The 17260-nt window shown below is 63.4% G+C and carries 13 protein-coding genes; 5 read left to right on the top strand and 8 right to left on the bottom strand.

Translation table 11 applies throughout. The features are described from left to right. The first annotated feature begins 68 nt into the window (after positions 1 to 68). Positions 69 to 1016, top strand: a complete 948-nt coding sequence (locus tag JN279_RS21335) for a GlxA family transcriptional regulator (protein ID WP_202350175.1) — start codon at positions 69 to 71, stop codon at positions 1014 to 1016. A gap of 37 nt (positions 1017 to 1053) precedes the next feature. Here the strand turns inward: JN279_RS21335 and JN279_RS21330 are convergent, their stop codons facing one another. From JN279_RS21330 to JN279_RS21320, 3 genes are all read right to left on the bottom strand, one after another. Then, positions 1054 to 2523, bottom strand: coding sequence for an FAD-dependent monooxygenase (locus JN279_RS21330; RefSeq protein ID WP_202353773.1), 1470 nt, complete (start codon positions 2521 to 2523; stop codon positions 1054 to 1056). A gap of 513 nt (positions 2524 to 3036) precedes the next feature. Further along, complete coding sequence (locus JN279_RS21325) at positions 3037 to 4410, bottom strand: PleD family two-component system response regulator (RefSeq protein ID WP_096446532.1); 1374 nt, start codon at positions 4408 to 4410, stop codon at positions 3037 to 3039. 33 nt (positions 4411 to 4443) lie between these two features. Then, entirely contained in the window at positions 4444 to 4860 is a 417-nt protein-coding gene (locus JN279_RS21320; protein WP_274608575.1) for a response regulator, read from the bottom strand. Between the two features lie 201 nt (positions 4861 to 5061). On the opposite strand from JN279_RS21320, the gene JN279_RS21315 reads away from it, so the two are divergent. Together JN279_RS21315 and JN279_RS21310 are read left to right on the top strand one after the other, a co-directional pair. Continuing rightward, positions 5062 to 5361 (top strand): DUF3572 domain-containing protein, encoded by a 300-nt coding sequence (locus tag JN279_RS21315; RefSeq protein WP_202350174.1) that lies wholly within the window; start codon positions 5062 to 5064, stop codon positions 5359 to 5361. Next, positions 5358 to 6011, top strand: coding sequence for a hypothetical protein (locus tag JN279_RS21310; RefSeq protein WP_202350173.1), 654 nt, complete (start codon positions 5358 to 5360; stop codon positions 6009 to 6011). Before JN279_RS21315 ends, JN279_RS21310 begins: the two co-directional genes overlap by 4 nt. A gap of 91 nt (positions 6012 to 6102) precedes the next feature. On the opposite strand, the gene JN279_RS21305 is transcribed toward JN279_RS21310, so the two are convergent. Together JN279_RS21305 and JN279_RS21300 are read right to left on the bottom strand one after the other, a co-directional pair. Continuing rightward, positions 6103 to 7683, bottom strand: a complete 1581-nt coding sequence (locus JN279_RS21305) for a hypothetical protein (protein WP_244734744.1) — start codon at positions 7681 to 7683, stop codon at positions 6103 to 6105. Positions 7684 to 7776: 93 nt separating this feature from the next. After that, complete coding sequence (locus tag JN279_RS21300) at positions 7777 to 8364, bottom strand: GNAT family N-acetyltransferase (protein WP_202350171.1); 588 nt, start codon at positions 8362 to 8364, stop codon at positions 7777 to 7779. A gap of 66 nt (positions 8365 to 8430) precedes the next feature. On the opposite strand from JN279_RS21300, the gene JN279_RS21295 reads away from it, so the two are divergent. Then, entirely contained in the window at positions 8431 to 9759 is a 1329-nt protein-coding gene (locus JN279_RS21295) for a DNA polymerase IV (RefSeq protein ID WP_202350170.1), read from the top strand. Between the two features lie 6 nt (positions 9760 to 9765). Here JN279_RS21295 and JN279_RS21290 read toward each other — a convergent pair whose 3' ends face one another. Further along, positions 9766 to 10272, bottom strand: coding sequence for a hypothetical protein (locus tag JN279_RS21290; protein ID WP_202353772.1), 507 nt, complete (start codon positions 10270 to 10272; stop codon positions 9766 to 9768). A gap of 191 nt (positions 10273 to 10463) precedes the next feature. Here JN279_RS21290 and JN279_RS21285 point away from each other — a divergent pair, with 191 nt between their 5' ends. Next, positions 10464 to 11345 (top strand): DMT family transporter, encoded by an 882-nt coding sequence (locus JN279_RS21285; protein WP_202350169.1) that lies wholly within the window; start codon positions 10464 to 10466, stop codon positions 11343 to 11345. Positions 11346 to 11460: 115 nt separating this feature from the next. On the opposite strand, the gene dnaE is transcribed toward JN279_RS21285, so the two are convergent. Further along, a complete protein-coding gene (gene dnaE, locus JN279_RS21280; RefSeq protein ID WP_202350168.1) occupies positions 11461 to 14988 on the bottom strand; it encodes a DNA polymerase III subunit alpha in 3528 nt (1175 codons plus the stop codon). Positions 14989 to 15094: 106 nt separating this feature from the next. After that, on the bottom strand, positions 15095 to 17107 hold the full coding sequence (locus JN279_RS21275) for an acetyl-CoA carboxylase biotin carboxylase subunit (RefSeq protein ID WP_202350167.1): 2013 nt from the start codon (positions 17105 to 17107) through the stop codon (positions 15095 to 15097). Positions 17108 to 17260 lie beyond the last annotated feature (153 nt).

Below are 17260 nucleotides of genomic sequence, written 5' to 3'. Positions count from 1 at the left end.
TTCAGCCAATCTAAGGCATCATGTTTTGGCACGATCGCCAATCACCCCTCATTTCAAGCCAAATCGCCATGCGCCATGTCGAAATCCTTGCCTATCCCGACATCCAGCTCCTCGATGTCAGCGGGCCGCTTCAGGTTTTCGCCAGCGCCAACGACTTCAGGATGCAGGCCGGCGAACCAGCGCCCTACGAGGTCGCGGTCGTCGCCGCCTCCCCGCGGATCAGGACATCGGCCGGCCTCGTGCTCGAGACAGCGGCGCTGCCGGTGCACGGGCTGGAGATCAACACGCTGATCGTGCCTGGCGGATGGGGCGTCAACGCGGCCTGCGAGGATCCCGAACTCGTCCAATGGATAGTCGCCCGCTCGCGCGACGCCAGGCGAACCGCTTCGGTGTGCAGTGGCGCCATGCTTCTGGCGACGGCAGGACTGCTTGACGGCCGGCGTGCAGTTACCCACTGGGGACGCTGCGCCGAGTTCGCGCGGCGCTTTCCGGCGGTTCGCCTCGAACCCGACCCGATCTTCATCCGTGACGGCAATGTCTGGACGTCGGCGGGTGTGACGGCGGGCATAGATCTCGCGCTTTCCTTCGTCGAGGCCGACCTTGGCCGGCGCGTGGCGCTTGCGGTGGCGCGCGAGCTGGTGGTCTTCCTGAAACGACCCGGTGGCCAGGCGCAGTTCAGCCAGACGCTCAAGCTGCAGCAAAGCGACGAACGCTTCGACCGGCTGCATGGCTGGATCCAGGATAATCTGGACGGCGATCTTTCGCTGCCGAACCTCGCCGCGCGCGCCAACATGAGCCCGCGCAGTTTCTCCAGGCACTATCGGGAGGCAACGGGCCGCACACCTGCGCGCGCGATCGAGGAGATCCGGATCGAGGCGGCGCGACGGATGCTGGAGCAGGGCAAGGCCGTCAACCAGACGGCCCGCCGCTGCGGCTTCGGATCGGAAGAGACGATGCGGCGCGGCTTTCTACGCGTCCTCGGCACCAACCCGCGCGATTATCGCGAACGCTTCTGACCTGCGGCACCCGCGCCAGTCCGCTTTGATCGTGTCGCTAACGCGCGAGGGGCGGCCCGAACCAGGTGGTCAGCGCGTCGGCCAGTCCCTGTTGGGTTCCGCTACCGACCCAGGCCACGTAGCCATCGGGCCGGATCATAACGGCGGCGGGTGCGGCGACCGTCCCGAGGACCGGCAGTTCCCAGGTGCCGTCATACCCAGCTTCAATCTGCCGGACCCGATCCGCCCAGGGCGCGATGTCCAGTCCGCCTGGTTCGCCGAGGTTGAGAAGCACCGGCCGGGCGTCATGCAGCAAGCTGAAGACCCGTACTGGACCGTCGGCCGTGGCCAGGTCGAGGTCGGGCATTCGCCGGCCAAGCAGTGGATGTCCCTCGCCGAGATCGTAATGGATGCCCAGACCGGACATCTCCGCGGCAATCCGCTTGCGCGGCTCATCCATGCCGAGCAGTTCGGTAAAGATGTCGCCCAGGGCCTTGGTGCTGGCATCCATGCGCCGAAGCGCAACCTGCGCCTTCGCGTTGCGCAGGACGCGAGCGGCGATCGGATGACGTTCGGCGTGATAGCTGTCAAGCAGGCTCTCCGGTGAGGTCCGCTTGACCACCTGGGCCAGCTTCCACCCCAGATTGACCGCGTCCTGCACGCCGATATTGAGCCCCTGCCCGCCCATCGGCGGATGGATGTGCGCGGCGTCGCCGGCCAGCAGGACACGTCTGTCGCGGTAGGCGGCGGCCTGCCGTGTCATGTCGGTGAAGCGGGAGAGCCAGGTCGGACTGTGGACCCCGAAATCGGTGCCATAGACAGCGACAAGCGCCTCCCTGAGATCGTCCAGCGTCGGTTCACCGCCGATGGTCAGTTGCCTCTCGGTCAGCACGACACCCACCCGGTCGCTGTCCTCGATTTTGCCTATCGCATGAATACCGTAAGCGTCGCTGCGAAAGCCCAATGCCGGTTCCCCGGACATTTCGACCTCGGCGATCATCCAGCTCATCGTCGCATCCCATCCGGGGAATTCAATGCCCGCCGCCTTGCGGATCATGCTGCGCCCTCCGTCGCAGCCGACGAGGTATTGCGCCTGCAGCCGTTGGCCACCGGGCAGTTCCACATCGACGCGGGCATCATCCTGCGCGAAGTCAGTGACGTCCTGTCCACGATAGATCGGCACCCCCAACTCGTTGATCCAGTCGGCCAGTATCCGTTCGATATGGTTTTGCCGCAGCGCCAAGAGACAGCTGTGCCGGCCGGGAAAGTCGCTGATATCCAAACGGATCATGTGGAAGCCGACGGTCGAGAAGCTTTGCCCCTGCGAGACAAACCGGTCGGCAATTCCGCGCTGATCGAGAACCTCGATGGTGCGCGCGTGCAGGCCACCCGCGCGCAAGCCGACCAGCTGATGGTCCGGGCGGCGCTCGACGATGGCGACATCGACGTCTGCCAGCGCGAGTTCCCCCGCCAGCATCAATCCTGTCGGACCTCCCCCGGCGATCACCACCGCATGCTCTGAAATCATCAATCGTCACTCCCGTTTCGCGCCTGATCTGCGCCGCTTTTTACGGGAGGAGCCGGGTCTTGCCGCAAGCCCCTTGTACGCCATATGTACGAAATGGAAGGGGTACTCTCCTGCGCGGATCGCTTGGGACAGCCGACAGCCGTGGATCGAAGACGGGAGCCCGGATTGCCTGCAGGCAAAAAATCAGAGTCCTTCGTGCCTTGGCACGAAGTTCTGATGTTGTGTTTGGAAGAAGGGGGCCGGTCGGCGTTTGGCAGCGGTACGAGGAGGCCACTATGTGCCAGCGCCGGCCGGCCGACCCCACGGACCCAGGAGATGCGGCGGACCTGAGCATCATGGGGTATTTCTAGCGATCGAGCCGGCTATGTATCCTCGTGCCGGCTTCGTCTTGGCCTGCACATTTGCGCAAGAGCTTATGAAAATCAACAGTTTCTTAACCAAGGCTCGCGAATCGCTTGGATTAAGGTAAATAGCTAACCTTATTGGATTGACCGTAGAATCGGTCGCGATCGCTCACGCCGCCTTGGCAACCACGCGGTTGCGACCGCCGCTCTTGGCTTCGTAAAGCGCGAGATCGGCGCGCTTCATCAGCGCCGCTACCGTATCCACGCCTTTCAGCACCGACGACACGCCAACGCTGACGGTGACCTCGATCGTCTTGCCGTCGGCGCCGATGGCGAAAGGCTTCTGGGCTATTTCGGCGCGGATGCGTTCGGCCACTTTCTCGGCCACGGCGCCATCGGTGTCCGGCATCACCACCACGAACTCCTCGCCGCCGAACCGGCAGGCAAGGTCGATGCCCCTGACATTCTTGCGCAGCCGCCGTGCGAACTCCCGCAGCACCTCGTCGCCGCCATCATGGCCGTGCGCGTCATTGATCGACTTGAAGCGGTCGAGATCGGTGATCATCACCGACAGCGGCCTGCGCCGCGCCACGGCGCGGTCGAATAGCGTCTGCAAATGGCTATCGAGATAACGGCGGTTGTGCAGCCCGGTCAGGCCGTCGGTGACCGCCATCTCGATGGTCTGGGTCACACTGGCGCGCAATTGGTCGTTGTAGCGCTTGCGGCGCACCTGGGTGCGCAGCCGCGCCGTCAATTCCTCCTGGTCGATCGGCCGCATCAGATAGTCGTTGATGCCAAGTTCGAGGCCGCGGATGATGCGTTCCTCCTCGCCCTCTTCCGCCAAAAGGATGATCGGCACGAAACGGGTGCGGTCGAGCGAACGCAATTGCGAGCAGAGTCTCAGCGGATCGAAATCGGCGAAGGCCGTCGAGATCATCACGCATTCATAAGACGTCTCGGCCGCCTGGAAGAAGCCGGCATGCGGATCGCCGACAACATCGAGGTCGGCGCGGTCGCGCAGCATCTTCTGGACACGCTCCACCGACGATTTGCGCTCATCGATCAAAAGCACTTTCGGAACCGTGTCCTCGGACGCAAAATTGCGGCTAAGCAGCTCTTCGATGCCGATGTTGCGCGTCGTCGAGGCGCGCAGCCTAAGCTCGTCGGTGAGGGACTTCAGCCGGACCAGGCTCTTGACGCGCGTCATCAGCTGCAGGTCGTTGACCGGCTTGGTCAGGAAATCGTCCGCGCCGGCTTCCAGCCCGCGCACGCGGTCGGACACCTGGTCGAGCGCGGTGATCATCACCACCGGAATATGCGACGTCGCCGGATCGCTCTTCAGCCGCCGGCAGACCTCGAACCCGTCCATGTCGGGCATCATCACGTCGAGCAGCACGACATCGACCTTGCCGTTCTCGCAGGTCTCGATCGCATCGGGCCCGTTGGTGGCGGTCAGCACCTCGAAATATTCGGCCAGCAGCCGGACCTCCAGCAGCCTCACATTGGCAGGGATGTCGTCGACGACGAGGATCCGCGCGGTCATTTCACAAGGCTCCGGCTCGGCTGGAAAGGCACATCAGGCATCGCCCAGGTAAGATTTGATGGTTTCGATGAAACGCGGCACCGAGATCGGCTTCGAAATATAGGCCTCGCAGCCGCCCTGGCGGATGCGCTCCTCGTCACCCTTCATGGCGAAGGCGGTCACCGCGATGACCGGGATGACGTGCAGATCATCGTCCTCCTTCAGCCATTTGGTCACCTCCAGCCCCGACACTTCGGGCAGTTGGATATCCATCAGGATGAGATCGGGCCGATGCTGGCGCGCCAGATCGAGCGCCTCGAGACCATTGCGGGTTCGCACCGTCTCGTAACCACTCGCTTCGATGAGGTCCCGAAAGAGCTTCATGTTGAGCTCATTGTCCTCGACGATCATGACCTTCTTAGGCATCGACATCCCGTCCCGGCCGTCCCTCCGCTCGAAGGCGGCCGTCATGCGCTCGTCCTGAACGCACCAAACCCTGCTCCACTATACGGCAATATGATTGACGAAACGGAAACCCTCGGACTGCAAAGCAGCGCGAATTCCACCTCGCCTGCCTGCGCGTCCAAACGGCGCGCCACGCTGTAAAAGCTTGCCGCAAGCAATTCTTGCCATTACTGCGGAAGAGACTCATTCCACATACCGAAGGTAGTGATGGCAAACGCGGCGTCAATGCGCGAAGAGGCGGAAACCATTGCCGTGAAGGCGCTGGGCTTCGTCGCCTCCGATCCGGAGCTGTTGCCGCGCTTTCTGGCGATCACCGGAATAGAGGCGCATTCGATCCGCAAGGCCGCCGGCGAGCCGGGTTTCCTGGCCGGCGTGCTGCAGTTCATTCTTGCCCATGAGCCGACCCTGCTGCGTTTTGCCGAGGAGACCGGCACGCCACCGGCCGCCGTCGGCAAGGCGTTGCGCGCCCTGCCGCTCGGCGACGACAACCATGAGCATTCCATATGAGCGATGATCCGGAAACCGCGCGCCAGATCGAGGAACTTTCGGCCGACGACCGGCCGCTGCTGGTGCTCGACGTCGATGACGTCGTGCTCGAATTCATCCGCCCCTTCCCGCATTTCCTGAAGTCGCGCGGCTACGGCCTGACGCTGGCCTCCTTCCGGCTGACCGGCAATATTGCCGAAACGGCCAGCGGCCGGCTGATCGAACAGCCCGAGGTCACGGCGCTGCTGGGCGACTTCTTCGACGCGCAAGCCGATTGGCAGAGCATCACCGACGGCGCCGCGGAAGCCCTGGCGAGGCTTGGCAACCGCGCGGAAATCATATTGCTGACAGCCATGCCGCACCGGCATCGCGCCGTGCGCCGCGCCCATCTCGATGCGCTGGGGCTGAGCTATCCGCTGCTGACCACCGAGATGGCCAAGGGACCGGCAGTGGCCAGGCTGCGCGGCAATAACGGCAGGCCTGTGGTCTTCGTCGACGATCAGCCGCACAATCTGGCGTCGGTGCGGGAGAAGGTCAGTGATGCCAATCTTTTCCACCTGATGGCCGACAATTCGCTGCGCGCCTTCCTGCCGCCGGTCGCGGACGATGTCATCGTCGTCCAGGACTGGCACGAAGCCGGGCCGAAGATCGCGGGCGCGCTTGGGCTGTAGAGCAATTCCAGGAAAAGTGTGAAACGGTTTTCCCCGGAAAAGCGCGTAGCGCTTTCCCTTGGGAATTGCGTCAAAACTTAGAGCCGACCCCTCAAGGGTTCAGCTTCGCACCGGCCCCGCCATTATCGCCGCTGCCGCCATTATCGCCACCGCCATTGTTGGCGCCACCAGCATTGTCACCGCCACTGCTGTCGTCAGCGCCGTCACCATCATCGACGCTGTCGTCCACCGCCGGATCAGCGGGCTTCAGCATGACACCATTGACGGTGACCGAGCCATCGGCCTTGGTGCTGACAGCCCATTCCAGCCGGCCGTCCGGCAGTGTCTTGGCAAACCCCTTCACCATCAGGGCTGCAGGCACATACTGCCCCAGCTCCGGCTCCGTCTTTGCCGCTTCCTGCAGATGCGCCATGATCTTGTCGAAGCCTGCGACATCGACAGTGAGACTTGCGTCGGGCTTCTGGCCGAAGCTCGTCATCTCACCTTCCAGCGCGATCTCCATGTCCTTGTTCTTGACGGTGCTGTGGCCGATGACAACCTTCGGCGCCTTGGCCAGGAAGTCTGCCTTGAGCTGGTCGCCGAACTCGGCCGACAGCGGCGGATCCTGATTGAGATCAAAGGCTTCGATCGCCTTCTTCGCCATGCTGTCGAGATCGATATTGGCGCCGCCGAAATTCAGGTCGATATCGGTGGGCAGCAGCGCCACGCTCCAGCTCGGCAAGAGCTGCTGCGGCACGGTCAGCCCCGACGCCTTGATGCCATAGGTGATCTTGCCGCTCTGGGAAACGCCGTCGCTGCCGAACGCGGTGCTGAGCTGCGTCGCCCCGAACGTGCCGATCGGGCTGTCGACCGCGAAATCCTTGAAGCCATAGGTGCCGTCAATGCGCTCCCACACCGGAAGCGCGGCGCGCAGAAGCGACTTCAGCTGCGCCTGGTTTGCCTTCAGCGTCTTCTCGTCCTCATTGGCCACGGCAAATGCCAGGAGGTCAAGCAGCGGCCTCGTTTGCACGCCCTTGCCGCTGGCTTCCACCGACAACTCAGGCGACTTGATGGTGACCGGGAAATTCAACCCGCTCTCGGGATCGTCCAGTTTGACCGCCTCGACGAAATTCGAAATTTTTTGCGACATCGTGAAGTCGACGCCGCCATTGGCAGCCTTGGTGGCGGCAATGGTCGCGGTGCCGGCACCAGTGCTGGCCTCCATCTGCTGCTTGGCATCCTTCGACGCCATCGTCATGCCGGCCAACGAACTGGTGCCGCTGATGAAGGCGGCCAGACTGGGATCGTAGACGCCGGAACCCCTGCCGTCCTTGATCGAAAACTGCGTGCTTTGCAGCCCCTCGGGTCCGTTGAACTCGAAGGATCCGCTTTGCGAAAAATCCATCGAGACATCCCAGGTCCCATCGCTGCGCGGCTTCACCAGCAGAGCGTAGGGCGCGAAGTCTAGTTTCACCTGTCCCTGTGCGGGAAACGTCGCGGCAAGCGCCTTGAGATCGAACGCGACCTTGTAGGCGTCGCCTTCGACCGAGACCTTCAGAATGCCCTTGTCGAGCGCCTGTTTGCCGACATAGCGGGATAGCTCATCGGACAATTGCTTGGCGCCCTTGCTGTCGACGGTCTGGCCGAAGGCGGGCGCGCTGATGAGAAGCGCGGCAAAGGCAATTGGCAACATACGGTTCACGGGAATTCTCCGTTGGGTCGAAAGGCAAAAATCGTTTCGTACTTCTGGTAGGGAAATACCATCACAACTGCAAGACGATGACAGTCACGCAATCGGCCACAGCACCAGCCGCATCAGTGGCCGACCCGCCTTGCGTTCGACAAGCCTCTCGAAACCGGCCTTCTCGAACACACCCGAAGAACCGACGAACAGGCCGATCGAGCGCGAATCGCGCGACAGGTCGATCGGGCAGGCCTCGACGAGCCGTGCTCCGTTGCTGCGGGCGAAATCGATGCCGCCTTCGACGAGGCGATGCGTGATGCCGCGACCCCGCGCCTTGGCGCGGATGAAAAAGCAGGAGATCGCCCAGACGGCCGGGTCGGAAGCGTCGGCGGGATCGATGGGCGCCGAGCCCCTGCCCTTGTTGTTCCATTCGGGCACGTCGGCGCGCGGCCCGATCTGCATCCAGCCGACGGCCTTGCCGTCCTCGAAGGCCAGCAGGCCGGGCGGCGGGCCGGCTTCGATGCGCGCCTTGATATGGTCCTTGTTGCGTTCGCGGCTGCTCTCGCGCCGCGCCGCCGGCGCCAGCCGGAAATGCGTGCACCAGCAGCCGTAACAGGCGCCCTGCTTGCCGAAAAGGTCCTCGAAATCAGGCCAGAGCTCAGGTGCCAGCGGCACTATGGTCGTGCTCATGCGGTTCTCCCCAGGCCAAGCTTGTCGCTGGCCTTGCACTGTCGTACCATTGCTTCTGTTCTCTTTATGTTCGCAGTGATGGCGGCCCCTGTCAACAATCCCGATCACGGTTTTTGCCGAGACTGCCTGACGTTTCAGCGCAGTGAAACGCGCCGCTGCGAGCGTTGCGGCAGCCCTCGCCTTGCCCGCCATCCCGAACTTTACCGGCTGCATCTGGCCCATATCGATTGCGACGCCTTCTACGCGGCGATCGAAAAGCGCGACAATCCGGCGCTCAAGGACAAGCCGCTGATCATCGGCGGCGGCAAGCGCGGGGTCGTCTCCACCGCGTGCTACATCGCCCGAATCCGGGGCGTGCGCTCCGCCATGCCGATGTTCAAGGCGCTCGAGGCCTGCCCCGAGGCGGTCGTTATCCCGCCCAACATGGAAAAATATGTGCGTGTCGGCCGCGAGGTGCGCGCCATGATGCAGGCGCTGACGCCATTGGTCGAGCCGCTGTCGATCGACGAGGCATTTCTCGACCTTGCCGGCACCGAGCGGCTGCACGGCCTGCCGCCGGCCGTGGTGCTGGCGCGCTTCGCCCAGGCCATCGAAAAAGAGATCGGCATCACCGTTTCGGCGGGTCTCTCCTACTGCAAATTCCTCGCCAAGATCGCATCCGATTTCCGCAAACCGCGCGGCTTTTCAGTGATTGGCGAGGCCGAGGCGGTCGGCTTCCTGGCGACGCAGCCGGTGACCATGATCTGGGGCGTCGGCAAGGCGTTCAACGCCACGCTGGAACGCGACGGCATCCGCACCATCGGCCAGCTTCAGACGATGGAGCGTGGCGACCTGATGCGCCGCTACGGCGTGATGGGCGACCGGCTATACCGGCTTTCGCGTGGCGAGGATGTCCGCCGCGTGGACCCTGACCAGGACGCCAAGAGCGTATCGGCCGAAACCACCTTCGACACCGATATCGCGTCGCTGGACGAACTGGTCTCGGTGCTGCGAGGGCTTTCGGAAAAGGTCTCGGCGCGGCTGAAAAAGTCAGGCATTGCCGGGCGCACCGTGGTGTTGAAGCTGAAGACCCAGGATTTCAAGCTGCGCACGCGCAACCGCCAGCTCGGCGACCCGACAAGGCTCGCGGACCGTATCTTTTCGACCGGCGTGGAGCTCCTTCGCAAGGAAACCGACGGAACGAAGTTTCGATTGCTCGGAATCGGCGTCAGCGACCTCTCCGACGACGACAAGGCCGACCCGCCGGACCTGGTCGACGTCCAGTCACGCAAACGCGCCATGGCAGAAGGCGCCATCGACGCGCTGCGCGACAAGTTCGGCCGCAAGGCGGTGGAGACCGGCTATACGTTCGGCCGAGGCCGCGACGCCCACCCGCCGGAACCGCTGGAGGACTGAGCGCGGTCAGGTCCGCGTCAAGTCTATACGGCTCGTCACCACGCTCTTGCCGGTTTTCGGATCGGTATCGGTGACCGTCAGCCGGATGCCGTTCTCGCCTCGCTTCTCGACCGTCATCTGGGCCTTGCGATCGCCGTTGACCTCCTTCGCCCAGCGGATGCCAAGATTGATCGCGTTGCCCGCTCGGCTGCCGTTCAGCTGTGCCGGTCCGGTGCGGGACCCGACGTAGATGCCGCTGTATTTCGCGCCCGTAACCTTCAGATTGGCGCTGATGGCCCGAGACACCACAACGAGACCGCGACAATTGCCATCCAGGGAGAGCGAGGTCGGGGTCGCATTCGAATTGAAGCTGCAGGAAACACTGACATTCGGAACATCCGTGGTCACCTGGACAGTGCCCTTGCCGGCGAAGTTACCTTGGAACGACTGGAGAAATTTGGTCTCGTCGGCACGAGCTGCACCCGCGACAATCACGAGGCAGCCGGCGAGCGCGACTTGCACGAATGGTCTCATGAAACTCTCCTTGTCGATATTGGAAAGGCGGGTTTGCAATGCAGGGACAAAATATCGGGACTCAACGTCCATGGCCGTATCGGGTTCCGCCCGCGGCACGACTGTTTTTGCAACGCCATCGCTGCGACTGGCCCAGAAGAATGGAGCAACTAACGATTGCGGGAGAGGCCTGGGCCTGCGAGATAGCTGCCATGGCACCCACCCCCTCGATCCCCAAGGCCGCGTTCTGGATGGCGCTGTCGATTACCTCGTTCCTGGTGATGTCGGTCGCCGGCCGCGCCACGACGGCCGAGCTCAACGTCTTCCAGGTGCTGGAACTGCGCTCGGTGATCGGGTTCTTCATTCTGCTGCCGCTGGTTATGACGAGCGGAGGCTTTGCGGCAATGCGCACACGGCGCCCCGTCGCCCATATCGCCCGCAATGTCATCCACTATACCGGCCAGGCGGCCTGGCTCTATGCACTGACACTGATCCCGCTGGCCGTGCTGATCTCGATCGAATTCACCACGCCGATCTGGACCGCAATCCTGGCGGTGACGTTTCTCGGCGAACGGCTGAGCCGGCCGAAACTGGCGGCAGTTGTGCTCGGGCTGATCGGCGTGGTGGTCATCGTTCGCCCCGGTGTCGGCTCGGTCGATCCGGGACATCTCGTCGTGCTCGGTGCCGCGGTCTGCTTCGGCATCTCGGTGGTCATGGTCAAGTCGCTGACGCGCACCGACAGCGTCGTGCGCATCATCTTCTGGATGCTGATCATCCAGTCGGTGGTCGGCCTCGTTCCGGCGCTCTATACGTGGCGCAACCCGCCACTGGAGCTGTGGCCGTGGATCGTACTGATTGCCTTCACCGGCATGTCGTCGCATTTCTGCATGGCCCGCGCGCTCGGCTATGCCGACGCCACCGTCATTTCGCCGATGGATTTCCTGCGCGTACCGCTGTCGGCCCTGATCGGCTGGCTGCTTTACCACGAGCAGATCGACGCCTTCACCGCCGGCGGCGCGCTGCTGATCCTGATGGGCAATCTGCTCAACCTGCAGCGCAAGCCGGCACAAGCGGCCGAAGTAGCGGCGTCGTAGCGCTGCCGCCGGTCAGTCGCCTGCATCCGGTATGTTGAGAACATGCCCGCAGGCCTTGCGATGCCAAAGCCGCCGTCCGCGCGTCCACGGCCCTCCAGCTTCCAGCGAATCGGCTCTATACAAGCTCCACTTCGACCACGCCGGGCACGGCGCGCATCGCCGAGGCGATCTGCGGCGAGACGCGGTAGCCGCCCTGCAAGGCGATCTCGACCTCGCCCTGCGCCTCTTCCTTGATGACGATGATGCTCACCTGGCTTTCGCCACGCTGGGTGAGCTGGGACTGGATGATCGCGGCCGGTCCATCATTCCTGACGAAAATGCGCAGCGCCTTCTGGATGCGGCTTGCCTCGTCCTCCAGCGATTGCACGGAGTTGATGCGCAGATTGACGCCCTCGGGCCTGTCCTCCGCCTGAACGGTGATGACGACGGAGCGGCCGGCTTCCAGGAGGTCACGGTACTGCGCCAAGGCTTCAGAAAACAGCACGGCCTCGTACTGGCCGGAGGTGTCGGAAAAGGCCACCACACCCATCTTGTTGCCGGTGCGCGTCTTGCGCTCCTGCTTGCTGGTGACCGTGCCGGCCAGGCGGCCGGCGGAAGCGCCGCGCTTGACGGCAGCCGAGAACTCCGCCCAGTTCTGCACCCGCATCTTCTGCAGCGCCGCCTTGTACTCGTCGAGCGGATGGGCCGAAAGATAGAAGCCGACGACCTGGAATTCGCGGTGCAACCGGTCGGCTGCGAGCCACGGATCCGTCTGCGGCAGATTGAGCGCCTGCGACTGTGCGCCGAGCGAGGCGCCGAAAATATCGGCCTGGCCGGAAACGGCATTCTGCTGGGCGAGCGACGCCAGCCCCATCATCCGTTCGACACCGGCCAGCATCTGGGCGCGGTCGTGGCCGAAACAGTCGAGCGCGCCGGCCATGATCAGGCTTTCGAAGACCCGCTTGCCAACGATCTTGGGATCGACCCGCTCGCAGAAATCGGCGAGGTTCTTGAACGGCTTTTCGCCACGCACGGCAACAATGTGTTCGACCGCCGCATCGCCGACGCCCTTGAGCGCCGCCATCGAATAATAGATGCGGTTCTCGCCGACCTCGAACGGCCGGAAACTCGTCATCACCGACGGCGCCAGCACCTCGATGCCGAGGCGCAGCGCATCCTGACGGAAATCGGCGAGCTTGTCGGTATTGCCCATGTCGAGCGTCATCGACGCCGCCAGGAACTCGACCGGATAATGCGCCTTGAGATAGGCAGTCTGGTAGGAGACGACGGCGTAGGCGGCGGCGTGCGATTTGTTGAAACCATAGTCGGCGAATTTGGCCAGCAGGTCGAAAATGAAGTCGGCTTGCGGCTTGCTGACGCCGCGCTCGACAGCACCGGTGACGAAGCGCTCGCGCTGCTTGTCCATCTCGGCGCGGATCTTCTTGCCCATGGCGCGGCGCAGAAGGTCGGCTTCGCCTAGCGAATAGCCGGACAGCTCCTGCGCGATCTGCATGACCTGTTCCTGGTAGACGATGACGCCTTGCGTCTCCTTCACCAGATGGTCGATCTTGGGGTGGATCGACGCCATCTCCTCCTCGCCATGCTTTCTGGCGTTGTAGGTCGGGATGTTCTCCATCGGGCCCGGCCGGTAAAGCGCGACCAGGGCGATGATGTCCTCGATGCAGTCGGGCCGCATGCCGATCAGCGCCTTGCGCATGCCGGCACTTTCCACCTGGAACACGCCGACCACTTCGCCGCGCGACAGCATGGCATAGGTGTCCGGATCGTCGAGCGGTATCGTCGCCAGGTCGATGTCGATGCCGCGCCGGCGGATCAGCTTGACCGCCGTCTCCAGCACGGTCAGCGTCTTCAAGCCGAGGAAGTCGAACTTCACCAGCCCGGCCTGCTCGACATATTTCATGTTGAACTGGGTGACCGGCATGTCCGAACGCGGATCGCGATACATCGGCACCAGTTCCGACAGAGGCCGGTCGCCGATGACGATGCCGGCGGCGTGCGTCGAAGCGTGGCGATAGAGGCCTTCCAGCTTCTGCGCCATGTCGAGCAGCGTCTGGACGATCGGCTCTTTCTCGGCCTCTTCGGCAAAGCGTGGCTCGTTGGCGATGGCATCCGCCAGCTTGACCGGATTGGCAGGGTTCTGCGGCACCATTTTCGACAGCTTGTCGACCTGGCCGTAAGGCATCTGCAGCACGCGGCCGACGTCGCGCAGCACGGCGCGGGCCTGCAACGTACCGAAGGTGATGATCTGGCCGACCTGGTCACGGCCGTATTTCTGCTGGACGTAACGGATCACCTCCTCGCGGCGATCCTGGCAGAAGTCGATGTCGAAGTCGGGCATCGACACGCGGTCCGGATTGAGGAAGCGCTCGAACAGCAGGGAGAAGCGCAGCGGATCGATATCGGTGATGGTCGTCGAATAGGCGACCAGCGATCCGGCGCCCGAACCACGGCCCGGTCCGACCGGAATGCCTTGCGCCTTGGCCCATTTGATGAAGTCGGCGACGATCAGGAAGTAGCCCGGAAATTTCATCTTCTCGATGATGCCGAGCTCGAATTCGAGCCGCTCGCGATATTGCTCGATGGTGTAGCCCGGGGTCGGTCCGTGCAGCGCAAGCCGCGCGTCGAGCCCCTCGCGCGCCTGGCGGGCGAGTTCGGCGGCCTCGGCCTTTTCGGCCGCGTCCTTGTCGGAGGCATCGCCGCCGGTGAAGCGCGGCAGGATCGGACTGCGGGTCTTTGGATAGTAGGAGCAACGCAGTGCGATCTCGACCGTGTTGTCGATGGCTTCCGGCAGGTCGGCGAACAGCTTTGCCATGTCGGCCTGGCTGCGCAGGAAATTGTCCGGTGACAGCCGGCGGCGGGTGTCGACGGCGACAACGGAGCCCTCGGCGATGGCGATCAGCGCGTCATGCGCCTCATAATCGTCGCGCGAGGAGAAAAACGCCTCATTGGTGGCGACAAGCGGAAGTTCGTGCGCATAGGCGAGATCGATCGTCTGATGTTCGACGACCCGGTCGTAACCGGCAACCCGGTCCAGTTCGACATAAAGCCGGTCGCCGAACAGCGCCTTGAGCGTCAAAAGCCGCACTTCGGCCAGATCGCGGCGATCCTCCTTCAAGGCGTTGCCGATCGGGCCGCGCGGCCCACCGCTGAGGCAGATCAGCCCATCGGCCTTGCCCTCCAGCATCTCGGTTGTTAGGTGCACCGCCTCGCCGGGCGGTGTTTCCAGATAGACGCGGCTTACCAGCCTGACCAGGTTAGAATAGCCGGCTTCGGTAGCCGCGAGCAGCACGACCGGCCGCATCTCCGGGCCTTGCCGCCGGCGGTCGCGCTGGCCGTCGCTGTTCTCGCCGGAAAAGGCGAGCGCGATCTGGCAGCCGATGATCGGCTGGATACCGTCCTTGACCGCCTTCTGTGCGAACTCCAGGGCACCGAACAGATTGTTGGTGTCGGTGACGGCGATGGCCGGCGCTTCGTCTTTCACGGCGTGGCCGACGACCTTGCCGAGCTGAAGCGCGCCCTCGAGCAGCGAATAGGCGGAATGCACGCGCAGATGGACAAACGGCCGCGCCGGCACCTCCGGACGCGCCGCCGCAATCGCGGCTTCGCGCTTCAGGGGATCGCGTGGAAGTCTGTCATCCGCCATGGTTTCTTGCGCTGCCTAAGGCTCTGAGTCGATGGAGATGTATTGTCCGGGACCGGGCGATACCAGTCCAGCACAAACGACTGCTGACCACAGAGTTCCAGCCTGATCAGGCAAACTCCATGATCACCGCGTCCACCGCCAGGCTGTCGCCCGGCTTAGCGTTGAGTTTCGACACCACAAGGTCGCGCTCAGCACGCAGCACGTTTTCCATTTTCATCGCCTCGACCACGGCCAAGGTTTCGCCGGCCTTGACCTCCTGGCCTTCGGCGACGGCGATCGACACCACAAGGCCGGGCATCGGGCAAAGCAGCAGTTTCGACGTGTCGGGCGCCACCTTCTCCGGCATCAATCTTTCAAGCTCGGCGATGCGCGGCAGCATGGCGCGGGCGGTCACCGACATGCCTTTCCAGGCGATCCGGAGGCCGTTGGCGACAGGCCTGATCTGGGCGACAACGGAGCGCTTGCCGACCGTGCCGCGCCAGATCAGGTCGCCGGGCCGCCAGTCGGATGAAACGGTCAGCGCCTTGCCGCCGTCGATCGACAGGTCGATCTCCATCGGAATGGAAATCATGCCTTCGAGGATGGATGCCTGGAGATAGTCGTCGCCCAGCTTCACCACCCAGTCGCGCTTGAGCACCCCGGAATGCGGTGCCAGCCGCCCACCCAGCCGGTCGAGCCGGTCTCGGCGCAACAGTTCCACCGCGGTCACGATCGAGGCAAGAACGGCCTTTTCTTCGCTGTTCGGCACGACAGGCGCAAAGCCGTCGGGATATTCCTCGGCGATGAAGCCGGTCGATATCGCCCCTTCCCGCCAGCGCGGATGCTGCATCAGCGCCGCCAGGAACGGAATGTTGTGCTCGATGCCGTCGACGACAAAACTGTCCAGCGCTTCCGACATGGCATCGATTGCTTCGATGCGCGTCAGCGCCCAGGTGCACAGTTTGGCGAGCATCGGATCGTAGAACATCGAAATCTCGGAGCCTTCGGTGACGCCGGTGTCGTTGCGGATGACGACATCGCCGAACTGCCCCTCCTCCGGCGGCCGGTAGCGGGTCAGCCGGCCGATCGACGGCAGGAAATTGCGATAGGGATCCTCGGCATAGAGCCGGCTTTCCACCGCCCAGCCATTCAGCTTGATGTCGCTTTGCTTCAAAGCGAGCTTCTCGCCGGCGGCGACACGGATCATCTGTTCGACCAGATCGATGCCGGTGACGAGCTCCGTCACCGGATGCTCGACCTGCAATCGTGTATTCATTTCAAGGAAATAGAAGTTCTTGTCCTTGTCGACGATGAACTCGACCGTGCCGGCGCTCTGGTAGTCGACGGCCCTGGCCAGCGCCACCGACTGCTCGCCCATCGCCTTGCGTGTCTTGGCGTCGAGGAATGGCGACGGCGCCTCTTCGGCCACCTTCTGGTTGCGGCGCTGGATCGAGCACTCGCGCTCGCCGAGATAGAGCGCATTGCCATGCGCGTCGGCCAGCACCTGGATCTCGATATGGCGCGGATCGACGACGAATTTTTCGATGAAGACGCGATCATCGCCGAACGAGCTCTTTGCCTCGGATCGAGCCCGATCAAAGCCGTCACGCACTTCCGACTGGTTCCAGGCAATGCGCATGCCTTTGCCGCCGCCGCCGGCCGAGGCCTTGATCATCACGGGATAGCCGATCTCGCCGGCGATCTGTTCGGCATGATCGGCATTCTCGATGACGCCGAGCCAGCCGGGCACGGTCGAAACCTTGGCGGCGTTGGCGAATTTCTTCGATTCGATCTTGTCGCCCATCGCCTTGATCGCCTTGGGCTTCGGGCCGATGAAGACGATGCCTTCCTTCTCCAACGCTTCGCAGAAGGCCGCCCGCTCCGACAGGAAGCCATAGCCGGGATGCACGGCCTGAGCCCCGGTCTCCTTGCAAGCGGCAATGATCTTTTCAGGGACAAGATAACTCTGCGCGGCGGGCGAAGGCCCGATATGCACCGCCTCGTCGGCCATCTCGACATGCACGGCATCGCGATCGGCGTCGGAATAGACGGCGACCGTGGCAATCCCCATCTTGCGCGCCGTCTTGATGACACGACAGGCGATCTCGCCACGATTGGCGATCAGGATTTTCGTGAACATGCTGAGGTCATTCCCCTCCGGTCAGTCGTTCCTTTTATGGCCTGTGCTTGCGGGGTCAAGCCGACCATGCAAATCACTGCCTTTCAATCGATTTGCGATTCCAATTCATCGCTGTGGCCCAGTCTCGGCACCAGCTTCCAGTTGATCGTGTCG

Origin of the sequence: Mesorhizobium sp. 113-1-2, assembly GCF_016756475.1 — a bacterium.
In the GTDB taxonomy this organism is placed as follows: Bacteria; Pseudomonadota; Alphaproteobacteria; order Rhizobiales; family Rhizobiaceae; genus Mesorhizobium; species Mesorhizobium loti_C.
Note: the sequence above shows the minus strand (reverse complement) of the source record. Positions and strands in the feature narration are given on the sequence as shown.